At 69.5% G+C, this 18,057-nt stretch carries 21 protein-coding genes; 8 read left to right on the top strand and 13 right to left on the bottom strand.

Annotation, left to right across the window (positions count from 1 at the left end):
- Positions 1–5: 5 nt before the first annotated feature.
- The 6 genes from rnc to rsmD all read right to left on the bottom strand — a co-directional run bounded on the left by rnc (position 6) and on the right by rsmD (position 3,573).
- Positions 6–791: a ribonuclease III gene (gene rnc / locus ABNF93_RS04585; protein WP_349326252.1), complete on the bottom strand. Its 786-nt coding sequence runs from the start codon at positions 789–791 to the stop codon at positions 6–8.
- A gap of 26 nt (positions 792–817) precedes the next feature.
- Positions 818–1,009 (bottom strand): 50S ribosomal protein L32, encoded by a 192-nt coding sequence (gene rpmF / locus ABNF93_RS04580; protein ID WP_349326251.1) that lies wholly within the window; start codon positions 1,007–1,009, stop codon positions 818–820.
- A gap of 4 nt (positions 1,010–1,013) precedes the next feature.
- Complete coding sequence (locus ABNF93_RS04575) at positions 1,014–1,613, bottom strand: YceD family protein (protein ID WP_349326250.1); 600 nt, start codon at positions 1,611–1,613, stop codon at positions 1,014–1,016.
- A gap of 107 nt (positions 1,614–1,720) precedes the next feature.
- A complete protein-coding gene (locus ABNF93_RS04570) occupies positions 1,721–2,359 on the bottom strand; it encodes a F0F1 ATP synthase subunit B family protein (protein WP_349326249.1) in 639 nt (212 codons plus the stop codon).
- 131 nt (positions 2,360–2,490) lie between these two features.
- Positions 2,491–2,970, bottom strand: a complete 480-nt coding sequence (gene coaD / locus ABNF93_RS04565; RefSeq protein WP_349326248.1) for a pantetheine-phosphate adenylyltransferase — start codon at positions 2,968–2,970, stop codon at positions 2,491–2,493.
- A 12-nt stretch (positions 2,971–2,982) separates the two neighbouring features.
- Positions 2,983–3,573: a 16S rRNA (guanine(966)-N(2))-methyltransferase RsmD gene (gene rsmD / locus ABNF93_RS04560; protein WP_349326247.1), complete on the bottom strand. Its 591-nt coding sequence runs from the start codon at positions 3,571–3,573 to the stop codon at positions 2,983–2,985.
- A 157-nt stretch (positions 3,574–3,730) separates the two neighbouring features.
- Between rsmD and ABNF93_RS04555 the strand changes: the two genes are divergently transcribed.
- Complete coding sequence (locus tag ABNF93_RS04555) at positions 3,731–4,408, top strand: HAD family hydrolase (RefSeq protein WP_349326246.1); 678 nt, start codon at positions 3,731–3,733, stop codon at positions 4,406–4,408.
- Between the two features lie 25 nt (positions 4,409–4,433).
- Here ABNF93_RS04555 and recG read toward each other — a convergent pair whose 3' ends face one another.
- Positions 4,434–6,704 (bottom strand): ATP-dependent DNA helicase RecG, encoded by a 2,271-nt coding sequence (recG, locus tag ABNF93_RS04550; RefSeq protein ID WP_349326245.1) that lies wholly within the window; start codon positions 6,702–6,704, stop codon positions 4,434–4,436.
- A 364-nt stretch (positions 6,705–7,068) separates the two neighbouring features.
- Between recG and rpmB the strand changes: the two genes are divergently transcribed.
- Positions 7,069–7,281 carry a 50S ribosomal protein L28 gene (gene rpmB, locus ABNF93_RS04545; protein ID WP_349326244.1) on the top strand — a complete coding sequence of 71 codons (213 nt, stop codon included), beginning with the start codon at positions 7,069–7,071 and terminating at the stop codon, positions 7,279–7,281.
- A gap of 97 nt (positions 7,282–7,378) precedes the next feature.
- Here the strand turns inward: rpmB and ABNF93_RS04540 are convergent, their stop codons facing one another.
- Positions 7,379–8,395: a thiamine-phosphate kinase gene (locus ABNF93_RS04540; RefSeq protein WP_349326243.1), complete on the bottom strand. Its 1,017-nt coding sequence runs from the start codon at positions 8,393–8,395 to the stop codon at positions 7,379–7,381.
- Positions 8,396–8,693: 298 nt separating this feature from the next.
- Here ABNF93_RS04540 and ABNF93_RS04535 point away from each other — a divergent pair, with 298 nt between their 5' ends.
- Together ABNF93_RS04535 and ABNF93_RS04530 are read left to right on the top strand one after the other, a co-directional pair.
- Positions 8,694–8,930 carry an Lrp/AsnC family transcriptional regulator gene (locus ABNF93_RS04535; RefSeq protein WP_502877533.1) on the top strand — a complete coding sequence of 79 codons (237 nt, stop codon included), beginning with the start codon at positions 8,694–8,696 and terminating at the stop codon, positions 8,928–8,930.
- 53 nt (positions 8,931–8,983) lie between these two features.
- The gene (locus ABNF93_RS04530; RefSeq protein ID WP_349326242.1) at positions 8,984–9,424 is read left to right on the top strand and encodes a DUF3515 domain-containing protein; all 441 of its coding nucleotides are present in this window, start codon (positions 8,984–8,986) and stop codon (positions 9,422–9,424) included.
- A 22-nt stretch (positions 9,425–9,446) separates the two neighbouring features.
- On the opposite strand, the gene ABNF93_RS04525 is transcribed toward ABNF93_RS04530, so the two are convergent.
- Positions 9,447–10,619 (bottom strand): D-alanine--D-alanine ligase family protein, encoded by a 1,173-nt coding sequence (locus tag ABNF93_RS04525; protein ID WP_349326241.1) that lies wholly within the window; start codon positions 10,617–10,619, stop codon positions 9,447–9,449.
- A gap of 75 nt (positions 10,620–10,694) precedes the next feature.
- On the opposite strand from ABNF93_RS04525, the gene ABNF93_RS04520 reads away from it, so the two are divergent.
- Positions 10,695–11,843, top strand: coding sequence for a trans-sulfuration enzyme family protein (locus ABNF93_RS04520; RefSeq protein WP_349326240.1), 1,149 nt, complete (start codon positions 10,695–10,697; stop codon positions 11,841–11,843).
- 92 nt (positions 11,844–11,935) lie between these two features.
- On the opposite strand, the gene ABNF93_RS04515 is transcribed toward ABNF93_RS04520, so the two are convergent.
- Positions 11,936–12,787: a lysophospholipid acyltransferase family protein gene (locus tag ABNF93_RS04515; RefSeq protein ID WP_349326239.1), complete on the bottom strand. Its 852-nt coding sequence runs from the start codon at positions 12,785–12,787 to the stop codon at positions 11,936–11,938.
- Positions 12,788–12,927: 140 nt separating this feature from the next.
- Here ABNF93_RS04515 and cofC point away from each other — a divergent pair, with 140 nt between their 5' ends.
- Positions 12,928–13,608 (top strand): 2-phospho-L-lactate guanylyltransferase, encoded by a 681-nt coding sequence (gene cofC, locus ABNF93_RS04510; protein WP_349326238.1) that lies wholly within the window; start codon positions 12,928–12,930, stop codon positions 13,606–13,608.
- A 65-nt stretch (positions 13,609–13,673) separates the two neighbouring features.
- The gene (locus ABNF93_RS04505; RefSeq protein WP_349326237.1) at positions 13,674–13,883 is read left to right on the top strand and encodes a cold-shock protein; all 210 of its coding nucleotides are present in this window, start codon (positions 13,674–13,676) and stop codon (positions 13,881–13,883) included.
- Positions 13,884–13,963: 80 nt separating this feature from the next.
- On the opposite strand, the gene ABNF93_RS04500 is transcribed toward ABNF93_RS04505, so the two are convergent.
- The 3 genes from ABNF93_RS04500 to leuC form a co-directional block, all read right to left on the bottom strand.
- Entirely contained in the window at positions 13,964–14,485 is a 522-nt protein-coding gene (locus ABNF93_RS04500) for an HU family DNA-binding protein (protein ID WP_349326236.1), read from the bottom strand.
- A gap of 609 nt (positions 14,486–15,094) precedes the next feature.
- Complete coding sequence (gene leuD, locus ABNF93_RS04495; RefSeq protein WP_349326235.1) at positions 15,095–15,706, bottom strand: 3-isopropylmalate dehydratase small subunit; 612 nt, start codon at positions 15,704–15,706, stop codon at positions 15,095–15,097.
- A gap of 36 nt (positions 15,707–15,742) precedes the next feature.
- Positions 15,743–17,149, bottom strand: coding sequence for a 3-isopropylmalate dehydratase large subunit (gene leuC / locus ABNF93_RS04490; RefSeq protein ID WP_349326234.1), 1,407 nt, complete (start codon positions 17,147–17,149; stop codon positions 15,743–15,745).
- Positions 17,150–17,292: 143 nt separating this feature from the next.
- Here leuC and ABNF93_RS04485 point away from each other — a divergent pair, with 143 nt between their 5' ends.
- Positions 17,293–18,012 (top strand): IclR family transcriptional regulator, encoded by a 720-nt coding sequence (locus tag ABNF93_RS04485; RefSeq protein ID WP_349326233.1) that lies wholly within the window; start codon positions 17,293–17,295, stop codon positions 18,010–18,012.
- Positions 18,013–18,057: the final 45 nt, after the last annotated feature.

Here is an 18,057-nt window from a genome sequence, read left to right as displayed (position 1 = left end):
GGGGGCTACGACGCGCCGGACGGCGTGGACGTCGACCTGGCGCCGGATCCGGACGTACGCGAGTTCTTGGTGCCACCGGGGTCTTCGTCGGCGACGTCCGCGCTCTCGCCGATCAGGGTACGGATGGCCGTCCACGCGACCTCAGCGGCCTGCTGCTCGGCCTCCTTCTTGCTCCGACCCGAGCCGACGCCATAGTCGGTCCCGCCGACCACCACGTGCGCGGTGAAGAGCTTCTCGTGATCGGGACCTTCCTCGTCGACGACGTACTCCGGCACGCCGAGCGAAGCTCGCGCCGTCAACTCCTGCAGGCTGGTCTTCCAGTCCAGACCGGCACCCATCCGCGCCGAGGCCTCGAGCAACGGGTCGAAGAGACGGTGGACGAACTCGCCAGCCAGTGGGAACCCGCCCGCGAGATAGACCGCGCCGATCACGGCCTCCACCGCATCGCCCAGGATGGACGACTTGTCCCGGCCGCCCGTCGTCTCCTCGCCACGCCCCAGCCGGAGGTACTTCCCCAGCTCGAGCCCGCGGGCGACGCCCGCCAGTGCACGCATGTTGACGACCGCTGCCCGCAGCTTCGCGAGCTGGCCCTCGGACAGGTCAGGGTGGGTACGAAAGAGCGCGTCGGTGATGACAAGGCCGAGCACGGAGTCGCCCAGGAACTCCAACCGCTCGTTGGTGGGCAGGCCGCCGTTCTCGTAGGCGTACGAACGGTGCGTCAGCGCCCGCTCCAACAGGGCGCTGTCGAGCGTGAGCCCGAACCTTTCGTTGAGCTCGTCGTACGTCGTCAACCCCCCGGCGCTGTCCACAGGCGATCTCAGACGTCGAGGACCTGACGACGCTCGCCACGAGGACCGTACTGCCCGCAATCGGGGCAGGCGCGGTGCGGCAGGTGGCGCGCTCGGCACGCCGGGTTGGCGCACGTGACGAGTTGCGGCGCACTGGCCTTCCACTGCGCCCGTCGGCTGCGGGTGTTGCTCCGCGAAACCCTCCGCTTCGGAACGGCCACGGCACTACTCCTTTACATCAGGGCGCCGGGTCGAGCCGGCTCTCTCGTCGTCGGTGGGTTCATGTCCGGCCAGGTCCTCACCCGCGAGAGCCGCGAGAGCGGCCCAGCGGGGGTCGATCCCCGGGTCGTGCCGATGATCAGGGTCGTCAGCCAGACGCACCCCACACTCCGTGCAGAGCCCAGGGCAGTCGTCCTGGCACACCGGCTGGAACGGCAGCGCGAGCACCACCGCGTCCCGCACCACCGGTTCGAGATCGAGCAGGTCGCCCTCGAGCCGGCTGGCCTCGTCGTCCTCAACGTCACTGTCAGGATAGGCGTAGAGCTCCTGGAACTCGACGTCGAGCGTCTGCTCGATCGCCTCCAGACAACGCACGCACTCACCGGCGAGCTGCACCCACGCCGTGCCGGACGCGAGCACACCCTCGACCACAGCCTCGAGCCGAAGCTGCAGCTCGATCGTCGTGCCCTCGGGAACGCCGAGCACATCCGTACCCAGACCAGCTGGTGCGTCCACGGAGAGCCGGAGCTTGCGCTGGGCCCCCGGGCGGCGGCCGAGCTCGCGAATGTCGAGCACGAGCGGCGCCTGAGGGTCAACGGTGCTCAAGGCGTCCTAGCTTTCGTCGTTGCACATGACTGGCCTGGCCTGCGAATGAGACCGGCTACCGAGGGTACCTGAGGAGCGCTGACAGCCTCAAACGGACCCCCACCCCCTCAGGTCGGCAGGGGCGGCGCGTCCTCTTCGGCCGTGTAGGTGTCGAGGCCGCTGCGGTCGCGGAGTCGCTCCCGCCCCCTCGTCACCGCGTCGAGGGTCTTGTGCAACGAGTGCTCGAAGCGGCTCAGCTTGTGATCGACGTACTCGTCCGCCTCGCGCGGCGAGAGCGGGACCTCACCGCGGCGATTGGCGGGCGCCCGCCCCCGGAGCCGGTCCCGCCCCTGGGCCACCGAGGCCAGCGTCTTGTTGAGAGCGATCTCCAGGCCGGCCAGCTTGTGATCGACGTAGTCGTCGACCTCACGGCGAAGCCCCTCCGCCTCGGACTGCGCCTGCGCGAGCATCTCGTCAGCCGTTCTGCGCGCTTCGCGGTAAATGTCGGTGTTGTAGAGGAGGGCCTGCCGTTCGCGACGCGCCTCGTCCACCAGCCGGGCGGCCTCGGCGCGGCCCTGCTCGATCGCGGCCTGACGGTGCTCCATGACCGCGACGGCCTCGGCGAACTCCTTCGGCAGCAGCCGCTGCACCTCCGCCAGACTGGCGAGGAGTTCCTTGCGATTCACCACACAGGACGCCGACATCGGCATCGAGCGCGCCTTCTCGACGTTCCGGCGTATCTGGTCGAGCTTGTGTTGCACGTCCACCGGGGGTCCCTCCGGGACTTCTGCTGGTACCGGATCAGGCGGATCCGGCACCTCGAGCCGCCAGCCGCGCTGGGCACGATGTCCGCGCGACGGACGGGTTCGTTCGGATCCCCCGTGACCGGCCACGATGCTCACCCCTCACCGAGCCTCTGCGCGAGCAGACGGTGGACATGATCCGGCACGAGCCCGGAGACATCACCGCCGTAGGTCGCGACTTCCTTCACCAGACGTGATGACAAGAAAGAGTACTCGGGACTCGTCGGGACGAAGACGGTCTCGATCCCGGCGAGGCGAAGGTTCATCTGGGCCATCTGTAGTTCATAGTCGAAGTCGCCGACCGCGCGCAGGCCTTTGACGATCGCCTGGATCCCGCGCTCCCGGCAGAAGTCGACGAGCAGGCCGTCGAACGTCGTGATGCGTACGTCCCCGAGGTCCTTCGTCGTCTCCCGCAGCATCTCCATGCGTTCCTCGACCGTGAACAGCCCTTCCTTGCGAGGGTTCGCCCCGATGGCGACGGTCACCTCGTCGAAGAGCCGGGCCGCGCGAACGATGATGTCGAGATGGCCGTTGGTCACCGGGTCGAACGATCCCGGACAGACAGCGCGATGCACGGACGCCTCCTCCTACTCCTCGGCTGCTTCGCCCTCACCGGCGGCGTGACCGTACCAAAGGGTCGTATCCCCGTAGCGTCGCATGCGATCGGCCGCGAATCCGTCCGGCCAGCCGAACTCCCCGGACCGGGTGGAGCGTTCCAGGACGACGACGGCACCGGGACTGAGCCACGCGTGGGCGAGAAGGCGGGTCAGGACACCCGCCAATGCTTCGCCGGTCATGGCGTACGGCGGGTCGAGGAAAACCACGTCGAACGCCTGCCGATCGCCGCGCGGTTCGGCGATGAGTCGCTCCACCTTGGTGGTGAGGACCTGCCCCCCAGGGAGACCGACAGTACGGAGGTTCTGCCGGATGACGTTCGCGGCACGACGGTTGGTTTCGACCAGGACGACAGCGGTGGCGCCCCGGGAGAGGGCTTCGATGCCGACCGCACCACTTCCGGCGTACAGGTCGAGGACGCGACAACCGACCAGGCTGCCGATGTCGGCTTCGAGCGAGGCGAACAACGCCTCGCGGACCCGGTCGGAGGTGGGGCGGGTGTCACGCCCGTCGGGTACGGCCAGGCGGCGTCCGCGGGCCTCACCCGCGACGATGCGGCTCATCGTCCGCCATCATCTCAAAGCTCGCGCCCGATTCCCGCGCCAGACCTGCCGTGATCATGTCGGTGATCATGATCGTGATCGTGAAGGATCTGCGGCGTAGAGAGCCTGTTTCCTTTCATGATCATGGATCGGCGGGTGCGGCCCTATCCTGCTGTGCATGGGCCATAGCGCGGTGATCTTCGATTTCTTCGGCACTCTCACCGAGAGCGTCACGGCGGCCGAACGCAGGACCGGACACGCGGAGGTAGCCGCCGCCCTAGGCGTCCCGGCCGACGATTACGCCGAGGCGCTCCACCGCTCGTGGCCGGACCGCGCGCGCGGACGCCATGGCGACCTTCCGTCGACCATGCGCTGGCTCGCCGCCGCCTGCGGTGTCGAAGTGGACGACACGAGCTGCGCGGCCGCCTGCGCGGTCCGACGGCGGACCCAGCGGGACTACGTACGCCTCCGACCAGACGCCGAGCCGGTCCTTCGTACGCTGCGGGAACGTGGCATCGCCGTCGGTCTGGTGAGCGACTGCACCCTCGAACTCCCGGAGGTGTGGAACGAGCTGCCGATCGCGGACCACGTCGACGCGCCGGTGTTCTCCGTGCAGATCGGCGTCAAGAAGCCCGACCCGGCGATCTACCTACGTGCCTGTGAGCGGTTGGGCGTCGAGCCCACCGACTGCGTCTACGTCGGTGACGGCGACAGCAACGAGTTGGTGGGCGCCGCGACGGTCGGGATGCGGCCACGCCGGCTGCTCATGCCCGACCACGCCGACGCGCACGTCTTCGACCCGGTGACCTGGACAGGAGACACGATCGCCAGCCTCACGGCGGTCCTGGACAGCTGAGGATCGGCGGCGCGCGGAGATCAGATCAGGTCTTCTCGAGATAGTCGGCCCGGTCGGCTTCGTACAGCGCCCTGACCGCCTCCTGCAGGGCCGGCGCGCGACGCAGCTGCGGATCGTCGGCGACAACCTCGGTGGCGTCCGCCCGCGCGTCGGCGATGACGCTCTCGTCCCGGATCACGGCCAGCATCCGCAGGCTCGACCGCCGGCCGGACTGGTCGGCGCCGAGGACGTCGCCTTCGCGGCGCTGCTCGAGGTCGAGGCGGCTGAGCTCGAATCCGTCGGACGTGGACGCGACGGCGTCGAGGCGTGTGCGGGCGGGCGTGCCCTCCTCCGCGTTCGTGACGAGCAGGCACAGCCCGGGCAGGCCACCCCGGCCCACCCGGCCGCGCAGCTGGTGGAGCTGGGACACCCCGAACCAGTCGGCGTCCATCACGACCATCGTCGAGGCGTTGGGAACGTCGACACCGACCTCGATGACCGTCGTCGCCACCAGGACGTCGATCTCGCCGGCCGCGAAGTCGCGCATCACGGCATCCTTGGCATCCGATGCCAGGCGGCCGTGCAGCACCTCGACGCGGAGGTCGGCCAGCGGCCCGGCGCGCAGCGACGCGGCGAGGTCGAGAAGAGACTCCGCCTCGGGCCGGCTCGACGGCGCCCGGGTGCGCGAGCGGCCGCCCTGGACGAGCTTGAGCACCGGTGGACTGGTGCCGTCCGGTGGGACGATCTCCTCCTCGGCGCCGTCGTCGCCGATCCGTGGACAGACGATGTAGGCCTGCCGACGCTGGGCGACCTCCTCACGGACCCGGTCCCAGACCCGATCGAGCCAGGACGGCTTGTCGGCGATGGGAACGACGGTGGTCTGGATCGCCCCCCTGCCCTTCGGCAGCTCGGTGAGCGTCGAGACCTCGAGATCGCCGAACACCGTCATGGCGACCGTACGTGGAATCGGCGTGGCCGTCATCACCAGGACGTGCGGCGGGGCACCGCCCGCCTTCTCGGTGAGCGCGGCGCGCTGCTCCACTCCGAACCGGTGCTGCTCGTCGATCACCACGAGCCCCAGATCGGCGAACATCACCTGGTCTTCGAGCAGCGCGTGCGTGCCGATGACCAGGCCGGCCTCGCCGGACGCGATGTCGAGCAGCGCCTTGCGGCGGGTGGCCGTGCTCTGTCCGCCGGTCAACAGGACGACCCGGGTGCCCTGGTCGGAGCCGCCGAGCAGCCCGCGTTCGGCGAGCGGGCCGAGCAACTGCGTGATCGAGCGGTGATGCTGCTGGGCGAGAACCTCCGTCGGCGCCAGCAGGGCCGCCTGTCCCCCGGCGTCGACAACCGCCAGCATCGCGCGGACCGCACAGACCGTCTTGCCGCTACCGACCTCGCCCTGGAGCAGGCGCTGCATCGGGTGATCGCGGGCGAGGTCGTGCTCGATCGCCTCGCCGACCGCGCGCTGACCCGCCGTGAGCTCGAACGGAAGGCGCCCGTCGAACGCCGCCAGTACGCCGTCGGTTCGCGCGACCCGCGGTGTGGCCGGCAGCTCCCGCGCCGCCGACCGGCGCCGGGCCAACTCGACCTGGAGGACGAACGCCTCCTCGAAGCGGAACCGCTTCCTGGCTGCGGTGACGTCGGACTGCGAAGCGGGCCGGTGCAGGGCGAAGAACGCGTCGCGCAGACCCAGCAGGCCGTGCCGTTCGCGGATCTCGGCCGGAATCGGGTCCGGCACCATCTCCAGCGCGTCGAGGGTCCTGCGTACGCACCGGGCAATGGTCCACGTGGCCACCTGCGTGGTCGCCGGATAGATCGGCATCAGCTGCCCGGCGAACGCCTCGGTGAGGTTGTTGTCGAAGTCCTCGTCATCGGTGAGGAGTACGAAGTCAGGGTGGGTGAGCTGGCGTTTGCTGCGGAAGGCCTCCACCTTGCCGGCGAACAGCCCGCGCAGGCCGACCTGCAGCTGGTGACCCCGCCACGCCTGGTTGAAGAACGTCAACGACAGCCTGCCGCGGCCGTCGGTGACGACGACCTCGAGGATGTGGCCCTTGCGCGGGCGGTTCTTCATCTTGATCGGACGGCCCGTGACCGAGGCGATCTCCGCCATGACGGTGACCTCGTCGCCGACGCGGAGATCGTCGAGGTTGGTGAGTTCACCGCGCTGGACGTAACGGCGTGGATAGTGCCGCAGCAGGTCGCCGACGGTCTCGATGTCGAGGCGGTCGCGCAGGCCACGCGCCGCGCCCTCGCTGAGGACACCAGCCAGGTGGGTGCCCAGCGTCGTCTTGGACTTCAACGGAAGGACTTTTGCCATCACTCCACCCCGATCCGCAGGGGCCACATTCCTGGATTGGGTGCGGTTGGCCGCCGGCGTAGCTGAACGCGTCGACCTCGGGCGGCACGGATCCGGCCGATCACCTCATCGGCGAGCCTATCGCCAGCGTGCCTGGCCATGGGCGCGTGGCACTCCCGTGATCCCGTCGGCGGGCTCATGCTCCGCGAGAGTACCGATCACCACCCCCACCGCCCCGGTTGGCGCGTCGTGGCCCTGGTCGGATACTCTCGACCGGTTGCCCCCGTCGGCGCGGCCGGTACGTGTCACTTCCGTGCGTGCCACCCTCGACCGCCGATCGGCCGGGCGACCGTCCATATCCAGAATCTGCACAGGAGTGTCTGCCGTGGCTGCCGTCTGCGACGTTTGTGGCAAGGGTCCCAGGTTCGGCAACAACGTGGCCCGCACGGGTACGCGCGCACTGAAGCGGAAGGTCAAGGCCCGCACCGCTCGGCGGTTCGAGCCCAACATCCAGCGGGTGCACGCGACCGTCGAGGGCACGCCGAAGCGCCTCAACGTCTGCACCTCGTGCCTCAAGGCGGGCAAGGTCAGCCGCTGACCCCAAACCCTGCTCCGGTCTCACGACGGCCGGCCGTTCCGTCCGGGATGGCCGGCCGTTTGCCGTCCTCGGACGCCCGCGCCGGGCACCCAGACCTTCAACGGAAGTGTTCGTGACCGGCCCGCCCTTCGTGGGCCACGCCGTCGACAGTGACGAGCGGACCGGTCGGCGCGGTCGCCATCGCCGGCTCCGCGGCGAGGTCTGCGTCCCCCGCCGCGCACACGCGGCCGATCACGGTCCAGCGCGCTGGGAGCACCACGTCCGGACCGAACGTCCCGGCGAGCGCATGGTCCTCCCCGCCGGTCAGAACGAACGACAGCGGCTCGACACCGATCGCCGCCGCCACGGCCTGGAGCGGTTCGCCGATCTCGAGGGTGCTGGAGTCCACATCGATGCGTACGCCACTCGCGCGGGCGACGTGCTCGAGGTCGGCGAGGAGTCCGTCGCTGACGTCGACGAGCGCCGTCGCGCCGAGACCCGCCGCCTCCGGTCCCGCGTCGTACGGCGGCTGCGGCCGGCGATGCGCCTCCACCACGACCCGCGGCGACCGGAACCCCCGGCCTAGTACGGCGAGTCCCGCCGCGGACCAGCCGAGCCGGCCACAGACGGCCACCAGGTCGCCGGGGCGTGCTCCGGACCGGGTGAGCGGGCGACGCCCCTCCAGCGAGCCCAACGCGGTGATCCCTACCACCACCGCCGGCGAGGACACGACGTCGCCACCCGCGACGGACGCACCCACCAGGTCACACTCGTCGCGTAGGCCGTCGGTGAACTCGATCGCCCACTGCGCCGGCAGGTCGCCGGGCGCGCCGAAGCTGACCAGGAGCGCCGTGGGTGCGGCACCCATGGCGGCGAGGTCGGCGAGATTCTGCGCCGCCGCCTTCCGGCCCACGTCATAGGCGCCTGACCAGTCGCGACGGAAGTGCCGGCCCTCGACGAGCATGTCGGTGGTCGCCACGATCCGACCGTCTGGCGCGGCCACCACCGCCGCGTCGTCACCGGGCCCGAGCTCGACGCCCGGACCGACCGGCAACCTGGCTCGGAAGATGTCGATGAGTCCGAACTCACCGAGCTCGCTGAGAGTCTCGCCATGTCCCCCTGCGGGCGTGCCCACCTCGTCGCTCCCTCCCGGCCGGCTCCACCGTTCAACCGGCTCCACTGCCACCTGGCTCCACTGTTCAACCGGCTCCACTGCACCTGGCTCCACTGCCAAACTGGGCCCGCGGCAGCGCCGACAGCTGGGCCGACAGCTGGGCCGAGCCGCGCGGGGTGGCACGTCCCACGATAGCGTGACCACGACGTGATCCCCTGGAGCTCCGCGACGACGCTACCGCGTGGTGGCGGTATCAGGGCGTACGTCATGAATGCGCGCCAGCGCTGAGTACTGCGCCACGAGCCCGGGAGGACGACCAGTGGTGGTCCAGGCCTACATCCTGATCCAGACCGAAGTCGGCAAGGCGGCCGAAGTCGCAGAGCAGATTGCCCGCATCAAAGGTGTCACCCTCGCCGAAGACGTCACCGGGCCCTATGACGTGATCGTCCGTGCCGAGGCGACCAACGTCGACGAGCTGGGTCGACTCGTCGTCGCCAAGGTGCAGGGGGTCACCGGGATCACCCGGACCCTCACCTGTCCCGTCGTCCATATCTAGGTCCGGCCATTCTTCGCTGTCCTACGCCGGGATTCCTTCGTACGTCCGCGCTCGTGGTGGGTGTGGCGCTGGCGTTCGCCCTGACCGGCTGCGGCCAGGGGCCGGTGAGCGTCGAGCCACCGGAGCCGAGTGGGGCGGCGAAGGGAGCGTGTCGGGCGCTGATCGACGATCTTCCGGCCAACGTCGGCGGTGGCAAGGCCCGTCGGGTGGAGCCACCGGAAGCCCTGGCCGCGGCGTGGGGCGACCCGCCGATCACGTTGCGCTGCGGCGTAGCCCGCCCCGAGGCGCTGACACCGACCTCGGAGTGTTTCGAGATCAACGGCGTCGGATGGTACGCGGAGAAGGCGACCCGCGGGACGATCTTCACCACAGTCGGGCGGGCGACCTATGTCGAGGTCGCCGTGCCAGAGGCGTACGACCCTGCCGCCGATTCGCTGGTCGACCTCGCGTCAAGCGTCGACCGCCGTGTGCGCCAGGTGAAGCCGTGCCAGTAGCGCGATCCGCGCCCGGCGAGTCCTAGCGCAGGCCGGTGGGGCGCTGCAGGGCGAGCTGGATCAGCCGGTCGACCAGAGCGGGATAGTCGAGTCCGGTGGCGGCCCACATCCGCGGGAACATGGAGTACGGAGTGAAGCCGGGCATCGTGTTGATCTCGTTGAGGATCACGGTGCCGTCCTGGCGCAGGAAGAAGTCGACCCGGGCCAGCCCCTCGGCCGAGACCGCGTCGAATGCCTTGACGGCGAGCGCGCGTACCTCGTCGGCTACCGCGTCGTCGAGGTCGGCCGGCACCTCCAGGTTGACGTGCTCCTCGTCGTCGAGGTACTTCGCCTCGAAGTCGTAGAACTCGAACTCCGTGTCGCACCGGATCTCGGCCACGACACTCGCCTCCGGCCGGCCGCCGTCGAGGCGATCCAGGACGCCGCACTCGATCTCGCGGGCGTTCTCGACCGCGGCCTCGACGAGCACCTTGGGGTCGAACTGGCGCGCCTTCTCCACCGCGTCGGCGAGGTCGCCGGGCCGGCCCACCTTGGTGATGCCGATGCTCGATCCGCCGCGAGTCGGTTTGACGAAGACGGGGTAGCCGAGCGAGGCAACCGCCTCTTCGCAGGCGGGGCGGTCGCGGTCCCAGGCACCGGGCTTGAGCACGGTGTAGGGCGCCACGGGAATGGCGTTGGCGGCGAAGACCTGCTTGGCGAAGTGCTTGTCCATGGCGATCGCGCTGGCCAGCACGCCGGCGCCGACGTAGCGCACGCCCGCCATCTCGAGCAGACCCTGCAGGGTGCCGTCCTCGCCGAAAGGCCCGTGCAGCAGGGGGAAAACGACATCGACCTCGCCGAGACTGCTCGGCCCGGAGGCAGGGTCGAGGGCGACGAGCCCTTTGTCCGCGTCGTTGGAGAGCACGACGGCGGCACCCTTCTCGTCGACCTCGGGAAGGTGGCCCGCCTGGATGGCGAGGTGTTCGGGTTCATCGCGTTCGAGGACCCAGCGCCCGTCGAGGGTGATGCCGATGGGGATCACGTCGTACCGGTCCCGGTCGAGGACACGCAGCACACTGCCCGCGGTGGAGCAGGAGACGGCATGCTCCGAACTGCGCCCGCCGAAGACGACAGCGACCCGGGGCTTGGCATCGGTTGGAGACGGCCCGTCGTCGGGTAGTGCTCGGGGCGACAGGCTCCGCTCGAACTCGCTCATCGCCCTGACCCTACTCGGCAGGGGCAGCGAAATGTCAGCGGTTGAGCCGCGCAATGAGTCAGGAAGAATCGGCATATGCGCGAACTCCCCGAGACGCTCACCCCCTCGACACTCACAGTGACCGCCGGACGCCCCGCGCACGAGCCGGACGCCCCGCTGAACCCGCCCTTGACCCTGGCCTCGACCTACGTCGCCGGAGGCGCGCTGGAGTACGGGAGGTATGCCAACCCCACCTGGGAGGCGTTCGAGGAGGTCCTGGGGGGCCTGGAGGGCGGGCGGGCCCTTGCGTACGCGTCGGGGCTCGCCGCGATCGCCACCGTGCTCGACCTGGTGCCTGTGGGTGGCATCGTCGTGGCCCCCCGCCACGCCTACCTGGGCACCGTGGGACAGCTCGCCGATCTCACGACGTCCGGCCGGCTCGGAGAGGCACGGCTGGTCGACATCGCCGACACCGAGGCGGTACGCCGGGCGATGCCGGGCGCCCATCTGGTCCTCGTCGAGTCGCCGACGAACCCGGCGCTCGAGGTGGCGGATCTGCCCACGCTGTGCGCGGCCGGGCGGGAGGCGGGAGCCGTCGTCGCCGTCGACAACACGTTCGCGACCCCGCTCCTGCAACGACCCCTTGACGCAGGCGCCGATGTCGTCGTGCACTCGGCGACGAAGTTTCTCGCCGGGCACAGCGATGTCGTACTCGGTGCACTGGTGACGGCCCCGACCCCGCGCGGTGACGAGTTGTACGAGGAGCTCGCGAGCCGGCGGAGGAAGATCGGAGCGATACCGGGGCCGTTCGAGACGTGGCTCGCCTTGCGCGGCATGCGTACTCTCCATCTCCGCGTGGAGCGCTCCTGCGCCAACTCGGTCACCCTGGCCGAACGCCTCGCCGCCCATCCGGCTGTGGAGCGGGTGCGCTATCCAGGGCTGGCGTCCGATCCTGGGCACGGGCGCGCGACGGCGCAGATGCGGGCGTACGGCGGGATCATCGCGATCGAGTTGCGTGGCGGTGCGGCGGCGGCGGACGCCCTCACCCGAACGACCCGGCTGTGGGTGCACGCGACGAGCCTCGGCGGCGTGGAGTCGACGTTCGAGCGCCGACGGCGCTGGGCAACCGAGGTAGCGACGATTCCAGACAACCTCGTCCGGATGAGCGTCGGGATCGAGGACGTCGACGACCTCTGGACCGACCTCTCGACCGCCCTCGACCAACTCGTCGACCGGTCAGGCTGACCGCGCCCCGCCGATTGGATGAGGGGCACCCTCCACCAATCGGGCACTGGATGAAGGCACCCTCACACGGAGCTATCGGATAAAGGGCACCATCATCGCTGGTGAATCCGCTTCTTGTACGGGTTTCCGATCGAGGGCACGTCGAACTTGCTCGGATCGAACGGGTCGTTCGGCGCCTCCTGCCCACGTAGCTCGGCGAGCAGCGCGGTGATCGCGTCCATCACGACCACGGTCGCCTTCTTCAACAGCGACGGGGTTGCCTGGTCGCCGCGGAACGCCGAGAGATCCACCGGTGGTCCCGCCGCCATCCGCATCGTCTTGCGTGGAAGCAGGCGCGGGAACTTGGCGTACGGCAGAAGCACGTCCTGGGCCCCCCACTGCGCGATGGGAACGATCTCGCAACCTGTACGAAGGGCGATGCGTACGGCTCCGGTCTTGCCGACCATCGGCCACAGCGAGGGGTCACGGGTGATCGTCCCTTCCGGATAGACCACGACACACTCCCCCTCGTCGATCGCGGAGCAGGCCTCGGCGAGAGCGTCGCCGGCGGTGCGCTTCTCGCGGTGCACCGGGATCTGTCCGGCCGAGCGCAGGAACTTCCCCACCACAGGAATGTTGAACAGGCTCGCCTTGGCGAGGAATCGCGGCGGGCGGCCGGAGGTGTGCAGGAAATGCCCGATGGCGATCGGGTCGAAGTACGACAAGTGGTTGGTGACGGCGACGATGCCACCTTTGGCGGGAATGTGCTCGGTGCCTCGCCACTCGCGCCTGGTCAACGTACGCATGAAGGGCACGACAGCCGCGGCGGCCAGGTCGTAGCAGAAGCCGGTCTTCGGTGACGGCAGGGTCTTCGGTGACGGGGTCTGCGGCGGCGGCACTCTGTCCTCCTCGTCGGCCCGCGCGGTGTGGGGTGACGGGCGTGGGCGGTCGGTCAGGGCGCGCATGGCACGAGGTCCTGGAAACCCTACGTTCGCCCGCCACAGTCTGAACGACGCCTGGTGTGGTGTCGAGCAGCGGGTCCGGGGTGCTCTGCCGGGAGTCCTGCGGATCGCCGGTGGGCTGGGACTTGAGAGGATCGACGTCGATGTCTTTGCTAGAACGTGCCAACGGCAGCGGCAGTTCCCCCGATCACCGCGGTGGGGCCGGCTGGACCCTCGTGGTGCCCGTCAAGCCGGCGACGGTCGGAAAGTCCAGGCTTGCTCCGTTCGCCGGAGAGCACCGGACCGACCTTGCCCGGGCGATGGCACTCGACACGGTCACCGCCGCGATGGCATGCCCTGTCGTGGTTGACGTCCTTGCTGTCACCCATGATCACGAGTCGGGTGCCGCCCTGTCAGCGATCGGCGCCATCGTCATCTCCGACGAACCGGAGGAAGGCCTCAACGCCGCCCTCCGCCATGGCGCCGCACGCGCGCGGGCCCGCCGGCCAGGCTGTGCCGTGGCAGCGATGCTGGGCGATCTGCCCGCACTTCGTCCGGACGAGCTCGCGCCGGTGCTCGATGCCGCGCTGGCACATCCCACGTCGTTCGTGGCCGATGCCGACGCCGTCGGTACGACCTTGTACTGCGCGGCAGGGACGGCGGAGTTCTCCCCCCGCTTCGGTGGTGCGTCCCGTGCGGCCCATCTCGCCTCCGGCGCGGTGGAGTTGGACCTGCCCGCGATGACCTCCGTACGCCGCGATGTCGACACCGAGGCCGACCTCATGGACGCGTTGACCCTGGGGGTGGGCGCACGTACCCGGGCCGCCGTCGCGCTTCTGCTGTGACAGTGGGTTTGTTCGGCACGAGGAGGGAATAGTCCTCGCATCGCCGGGCGCATAGACTTCGCGCCATGCAGGCGACGGTGCGTTCGTTCGATCCTGAGACCCGGTCCGGCACGGTGTTGGCCGATGACGGGGTCGAGTTGACCTATGACGCTGAGGCCTTCGCCACCGCAGGCCTGCGGCACCTGCGTATCGGGCAACGGGTCCGTCTCGATGTCGAGGGATCCGGCGACGCGACCAAGATCCGATCGCTCACGATCTACACCCTGACGGACTGACGAAACGCAAAGGGGCCGGCACCTTCATCAACAGAAGGTGCCGGCCCCTTTGCCTGCTGCCGGCTTGCGGCTGGCGACAGTCAGCGCTTCGCCGCACGCCTGGCTGGCGTGCGCTTGCTGGTGGCCTTCTTGGCCGTCGTCTTCTTGGCCGCCGTCTTCTTCGTGGCGGTCTTCTTGGCGGTCACCTTGGTGGCGGCCCGCTTGGCCGGCGACCGCGTGGCGGTCTTCTTTGCCGGAGCCTTCGTCGCGGCCCGCTTTGCCGTGGGCGCCTTGGCTGCCGTCTTCGTCGCGGTCTTCTTCGCGGCCGCGAGCCTTGGCAGCTTCTTGGAGCCGGACACGACGGCCTTGAGTTCCGCACCTGCGCGGAACTTCGGAACCGACGTCTTCCTCGCCCGCTTGCGCTCGCCAGTGCGGGGGTTACGGACCATCCGGGACGGGCGGTCGATCTTCTCGAACGCGCCGAACCCTGTGATGGCGACCTTCTCGCCTGACGCCACAGCGCGCGTAATCACGTCGATAACCGACTCGAGCGCGTGCTGCGCGTCCTTCTTGTTGCCCTCGAAACGCGTTGCCAGCGTCTCGACCAACTGAGATTTGTTCACTGCTTCCCTCCGGTGAACGGGATCGTACGAGCCTGCGCTCGATTCATGCGCACGTTAGGGAATGTATCGCTCTTACTCAATAACCTTCACCCGGATGCTCCTTGTGTCGCGGCGTTCTGGCCGGCTGGAGGCGCTTGGAACCGGGTCCGCGTCGGACGCTCGTAGGGTTCGGGTACGGGCCGCGGGAGGCCCGATGTCGCCTGCTGGCGTTGACGAATGGCGGCCCTCCCGGACCACCTGGCCGGCTGCCGTTCGTACCCCTCCGGTCGCCAACCGACCCCGCGCCAGCGGCCGTCCCAAGCGGCCTACATGCCGTCATATCCCTTACCACACAGGGCTTTCGAGGTACGCCGACCGCAGACACCTACGACTTCGGTTGATCTTGGATCCCCGCCAGGCCGCCGCCGCGGAGCCCCAACCAGGCAGCGACTCGGCCGTGTCGACGACCTGCGGCGGCATCGGTCGGATCCGCATCGGAGCAAGGGTTCGGCAGTGCCGAGGGCGGCGTCGAGCGGCCTCAGATCTGCCGAAAACAAGAAAAGGTGAAGTCGGTCACGTTCGGGCGTGTCGCGGGCGACACGCACCCCTGAACCACTCGATCCGGCTGGTTCAGGAGCTCACTGGCAGCGTCGTGGGCCGCAAGGAGGGACGCTGGGACTCGTACGCATCGATCAGATCCACGTGCGTGAGCGAGATGCCGATGTCGTCGAGGCCCTCGCGCAACCGCCAGCGCGTGTAGTCGTCGATGTCGAAGGAGTCCCGGATCGCGTCCGGGCCGTCGCCGGCAAGGATGAGGCGCTGTTCGAGGTCGACGGTCACGGGAGTCTCCGGCTCGCGTTCGACCAACTCCCACAGGCGTTCGACGATCTTGTGGTCGACGAGTGCCACCAGAAGGCCCGCCTTGCCGGCATTGCCGCGGAAGATGTCGCCGAACCGGGCCGCGATGACGACCTTGAAGCCGGCGTCCTGCAAGGCCCAGACCGCATGCTCCCGGGAGGATCCGGTGCCGAAGTCAGGGCCGGCCACGAGGATCGAGGCTCCCTGGTGCTCCGGCTTGTTGAGGACGAACGCGGGATCGCCCCGCCAGGCGGCGAAGAGCCCGTCGCCGAATCCGGTCCGCGTCACGCGCTTGAGGTAGACCGCCGGGATGATCTGGTCGGTGTCGACGTTGGACCGCCGCAGCGGGGCGGCCTTGCCGGTGTGGACGGTGAACTTCTCCATGGCTGTGGCTCCGTCAGCTTCGGATCGTGCGGAGGATCAGGTCGTGGGCAGGTCGGCGGGCGAGGCGAGGTGGCCACTGACGGCGGTCGCGGCCGCGACGAGCGGCGACACCAGGTGGGTACGTCCGCCCTTGCCCTGCCGGCCTTCGAAGTTGCGGTTGGAGGTCGACGCGCTGCGCTCCCCCGGCGCGAGCTGGTCGGGGTTCATGCCCAGGCACATCGAGCAGCCGGCGCCCCGCCATTCGGCTCCCGCGTCCTTGAAGAACACGTCGAGACCTTCGGCCTCGGCCTGCAGGCGTACGCGGCCCGAACCCGGAACCACCAACATGCGTACGCCTGGTGCGACCTTGCGGCCGCGGATCACGTCGGCGGCGGCGCGCAGGTCCTCGATCCGGCCGTTGGTGCAGGACCCGAGGAACACCGTGTCGACAGTGATCTCGCGCATCGGAGTGCCGGGCGTGAGGCCCATGTACTCGAGCGCCCGCTCGGCCGACACCTGTGCGCCCGGGTCGTCGTAGTCGCTCGGATGGGGGACGGCGCCGCCGAGGGGAACCCCCTGCCCGGGGTTGGTTCCCCAGGTGACGAAGGGCGTCAGGGCGCTCGCGTCGAGGTGGACCTCGCGGTCGAACTCCGCGCCGGGGTCGGTCGTGAGGCCACGCCAGTAGTCGAGAGCGGCCTCCCATTCCTTGCCCTTCGGGGCGTGTGGGCGACCCTCCAGATAGGCGAAGGTCGTCGCGTCCGGCGCCACCATGCCGGCCTTGGCACCCCACTCGATCGACATGTTGCAGACCGTCATCCGGCCTTCCATCGACATGGCGCGCATGGCTTCGCCGCGGTATTCGACGACGTGCCCCTGCCCGCCGCCGGTGCCCACCTGGGCGATGAGGGCGAGGACGAGGTCCTTCGGCGTCACGCCTTCCGGCGGTATGCCGTCGACCGTCACGGCCATGGTCTTCGGACGACTCTGGGGCAGGGTCTGGGTGGCGAGGACGTGTTCGACCTCGCTCGTGCCGATGCCGAACGCCAACGCGCCAAAGGCTCCGTGGGTCGAGGTGTGGGAGTCACCGCAGACGATCGTCATGCCGGGCTGGGTGAGGCCGAGCTGCGGGCCGATGATGTGCACGATGCCCTGGTCGGCGTCGCCGAGCCGGTGCAGCCGGACCCCGAACTCCTCGCAGTTGCGACGCAGGGTCTCGACCTGCGTGCGGGAGACCGGATCGGCGATCGGCTTGTCGAAGTCCAGGGTGGGGACGTTGTGGTCCTCGGTCGCGATCGTGAGGTCGGGACGCCGTACGCCGCGGCCGGCAAGGCGGAGGCCGTCGAACGCCTGCGGACTCGTCACCTCGTGGACGAGGTGGAGGTCGATGTAGAGCAGGTCGGGTTCGCCCTCACTCCGGCGTACGACGTGCTCCTCCCACACCTTCTCCGCGAGGGTGGTCCGCATGGTGGTGCCTCCAGACAGGTCTTTTGCAATTGTTTCGACCCGACCCAACGTGGGTCCGGTTTGACTGGTTCTCGACCCTTCAGACCTTGGCCTTTTCAGGTTCTGGGCTTGCGTCTCGTAATTCGAGACTGCAATATCGAGTCATGGACAACTCTAGCGGAGTCGGCGTTCTTGACAAGGCGGCGCTCGTTCTCGGTGCCCTGGAAGCGGGTCCGGCCACCCTCGCCGGGCTGGTTCAGGTCACAGGTCTGGCCAGGCCGACAGCCCACCGGCTGGCGGTCGCGTTGGAGCATCACCGTCTCGTGGCCAGGGACATGCAGGGGAGGTTCATCCTCGGTCCCCGGCTCGGGGAGCTGGCCGCCGCGGCCGGTGAGGACCGGCTGCTGGCCGCCGCGGGGCCCGTCCTGGCACGCCTTCGCGACATCACGGGGGAATCCGCTCAGCTCTTCCGCCGCCAGGGCGAGGGGCGCGTCTGTGTCGCCGCCGCCGAACGCCCGAGCGGGCTCCGCGACACGATCCCGGTTGGCACCCAACTCACCATGCACGCCGGCTCCGCCGCCCAGATCCTGCTGGCGTGGGAGGAGCCTGAACGCCTGCACCGCGGCCTGCAGGGCGCGAAGTTCACGGCGGCGACGTTGGCGGCCGTACGCCGGCGAGGATGGGCGCAGAGCGTCGGGGAACGGGAGGCGGGGGTCGCGTCGGTCTCGGCCGGGATCCGCTCTCCGTCCGGCAAGGTCGTCGCGGCGGTGTCGGTGTCCGGTCCGCTGGAGCGGCTGTCTCGGCAGCCGGGTCGGATGCACGCGCCTGCGGTGATGGCGGCCGCCGAACGCCTCTCCGAGTCCCTCCGCCGAGCCGCCGAGTAAGCACCTGCCGGGCCGGAACCGCCCTACCGGCACACGGTTGCAGCG

The organism is Actinopolymorpha sp. B9G3, from assembly GCF_040120725.1.
Lineage (GTDB): Bacteria > Actinomycetota > Actinomycetes > Propionibacteriales > Actinopolymorphaceae > Thermasporomyces.
This window is presented reverse-complemented; position numbering and strand designations above follow the sequence as displayed.

Excerpts from the sequence above, each read along its gene's own strand:
- ABNF93_RS04555 (WP_349326246.1), top strand. The coding sequence starts at position 3,731 with ATGGGCCATAGCGCGGTGATCTTCGATTTCTTCGGCACTCTCACCGAG.
- rsmD (WP_349326247.1), bottom strand. The coding sequence starts at position 3,573 with ATGAGCCGCATCGTCGCGGGTGAGGCCCGCGGACGCCGCCTGGCCGTA.
- leuC (WP_349326234.1), bottom strand. The coding sequence starts at position 17,149 with ATGCGGACCACCCTCGCGGAGAAGGTGTGGGAGGAGCACGTCGTACGC.
- ABNF93_RS04485 (WP_349326233.1), top strand. The coding sequence starts at position 17,293 with ATGGACAACTCTAGCGGAGTCGGCGTTCTTGACAAGGCGGCGCTCGTT.
- ABNF93_RS04515 (WP_349326239.1), bottom strand. The coding sequence starts at position 12,787 with ATGCGCGCCCTGACCGACCGCCCACGCCCGTCACCCCACACCGCGCGG.
- ABNF93_RS04505 (WP_349326237.1), top strand. The coding sequence starts at position 13,674 with ATGCAGGCGACGGTGCGTTCGTTCGATCCTGAGACCCGGTCCGGCACG.
- leuD (WP_349326235.1), bottom strand. The coding sequence starts at position 15,706 with ATGGAGAAGTTCACCGTCCACACCGGCAAGGCCGCCCCGCTGCGGCGG.
- cofC (WP_349326238.1), top strand. The coding sequence starts at position 12,928 with ATGTCTTTGCTAGAACGTGCCAACGGCAGCGGCAGTTCCCCCGATCAC.
- ABNF93_RS04520 (WP_349326240.1), top strand. The coding sequence starts at position 10,695 with ATGCGCGAACTCCCCGAGACGCTCACCCCCTCGACACTCACAGTGACC.
- ABNF93_RS04525 (WP_349326241.1), bottom strand. The coding sequence starts at position 10,619 with ATGAGCGAGTTCGAGCGGAGCCTGTCGCCCCGAGCACTACCCGACGAC.
- recG (WP_349326245.1), bottom strand. The coding sequence starts at position 6,704 with ATGGCAAAAGTCCTTCCGTTGAAGTCCAAGACGACGCTGGGCACCCAC.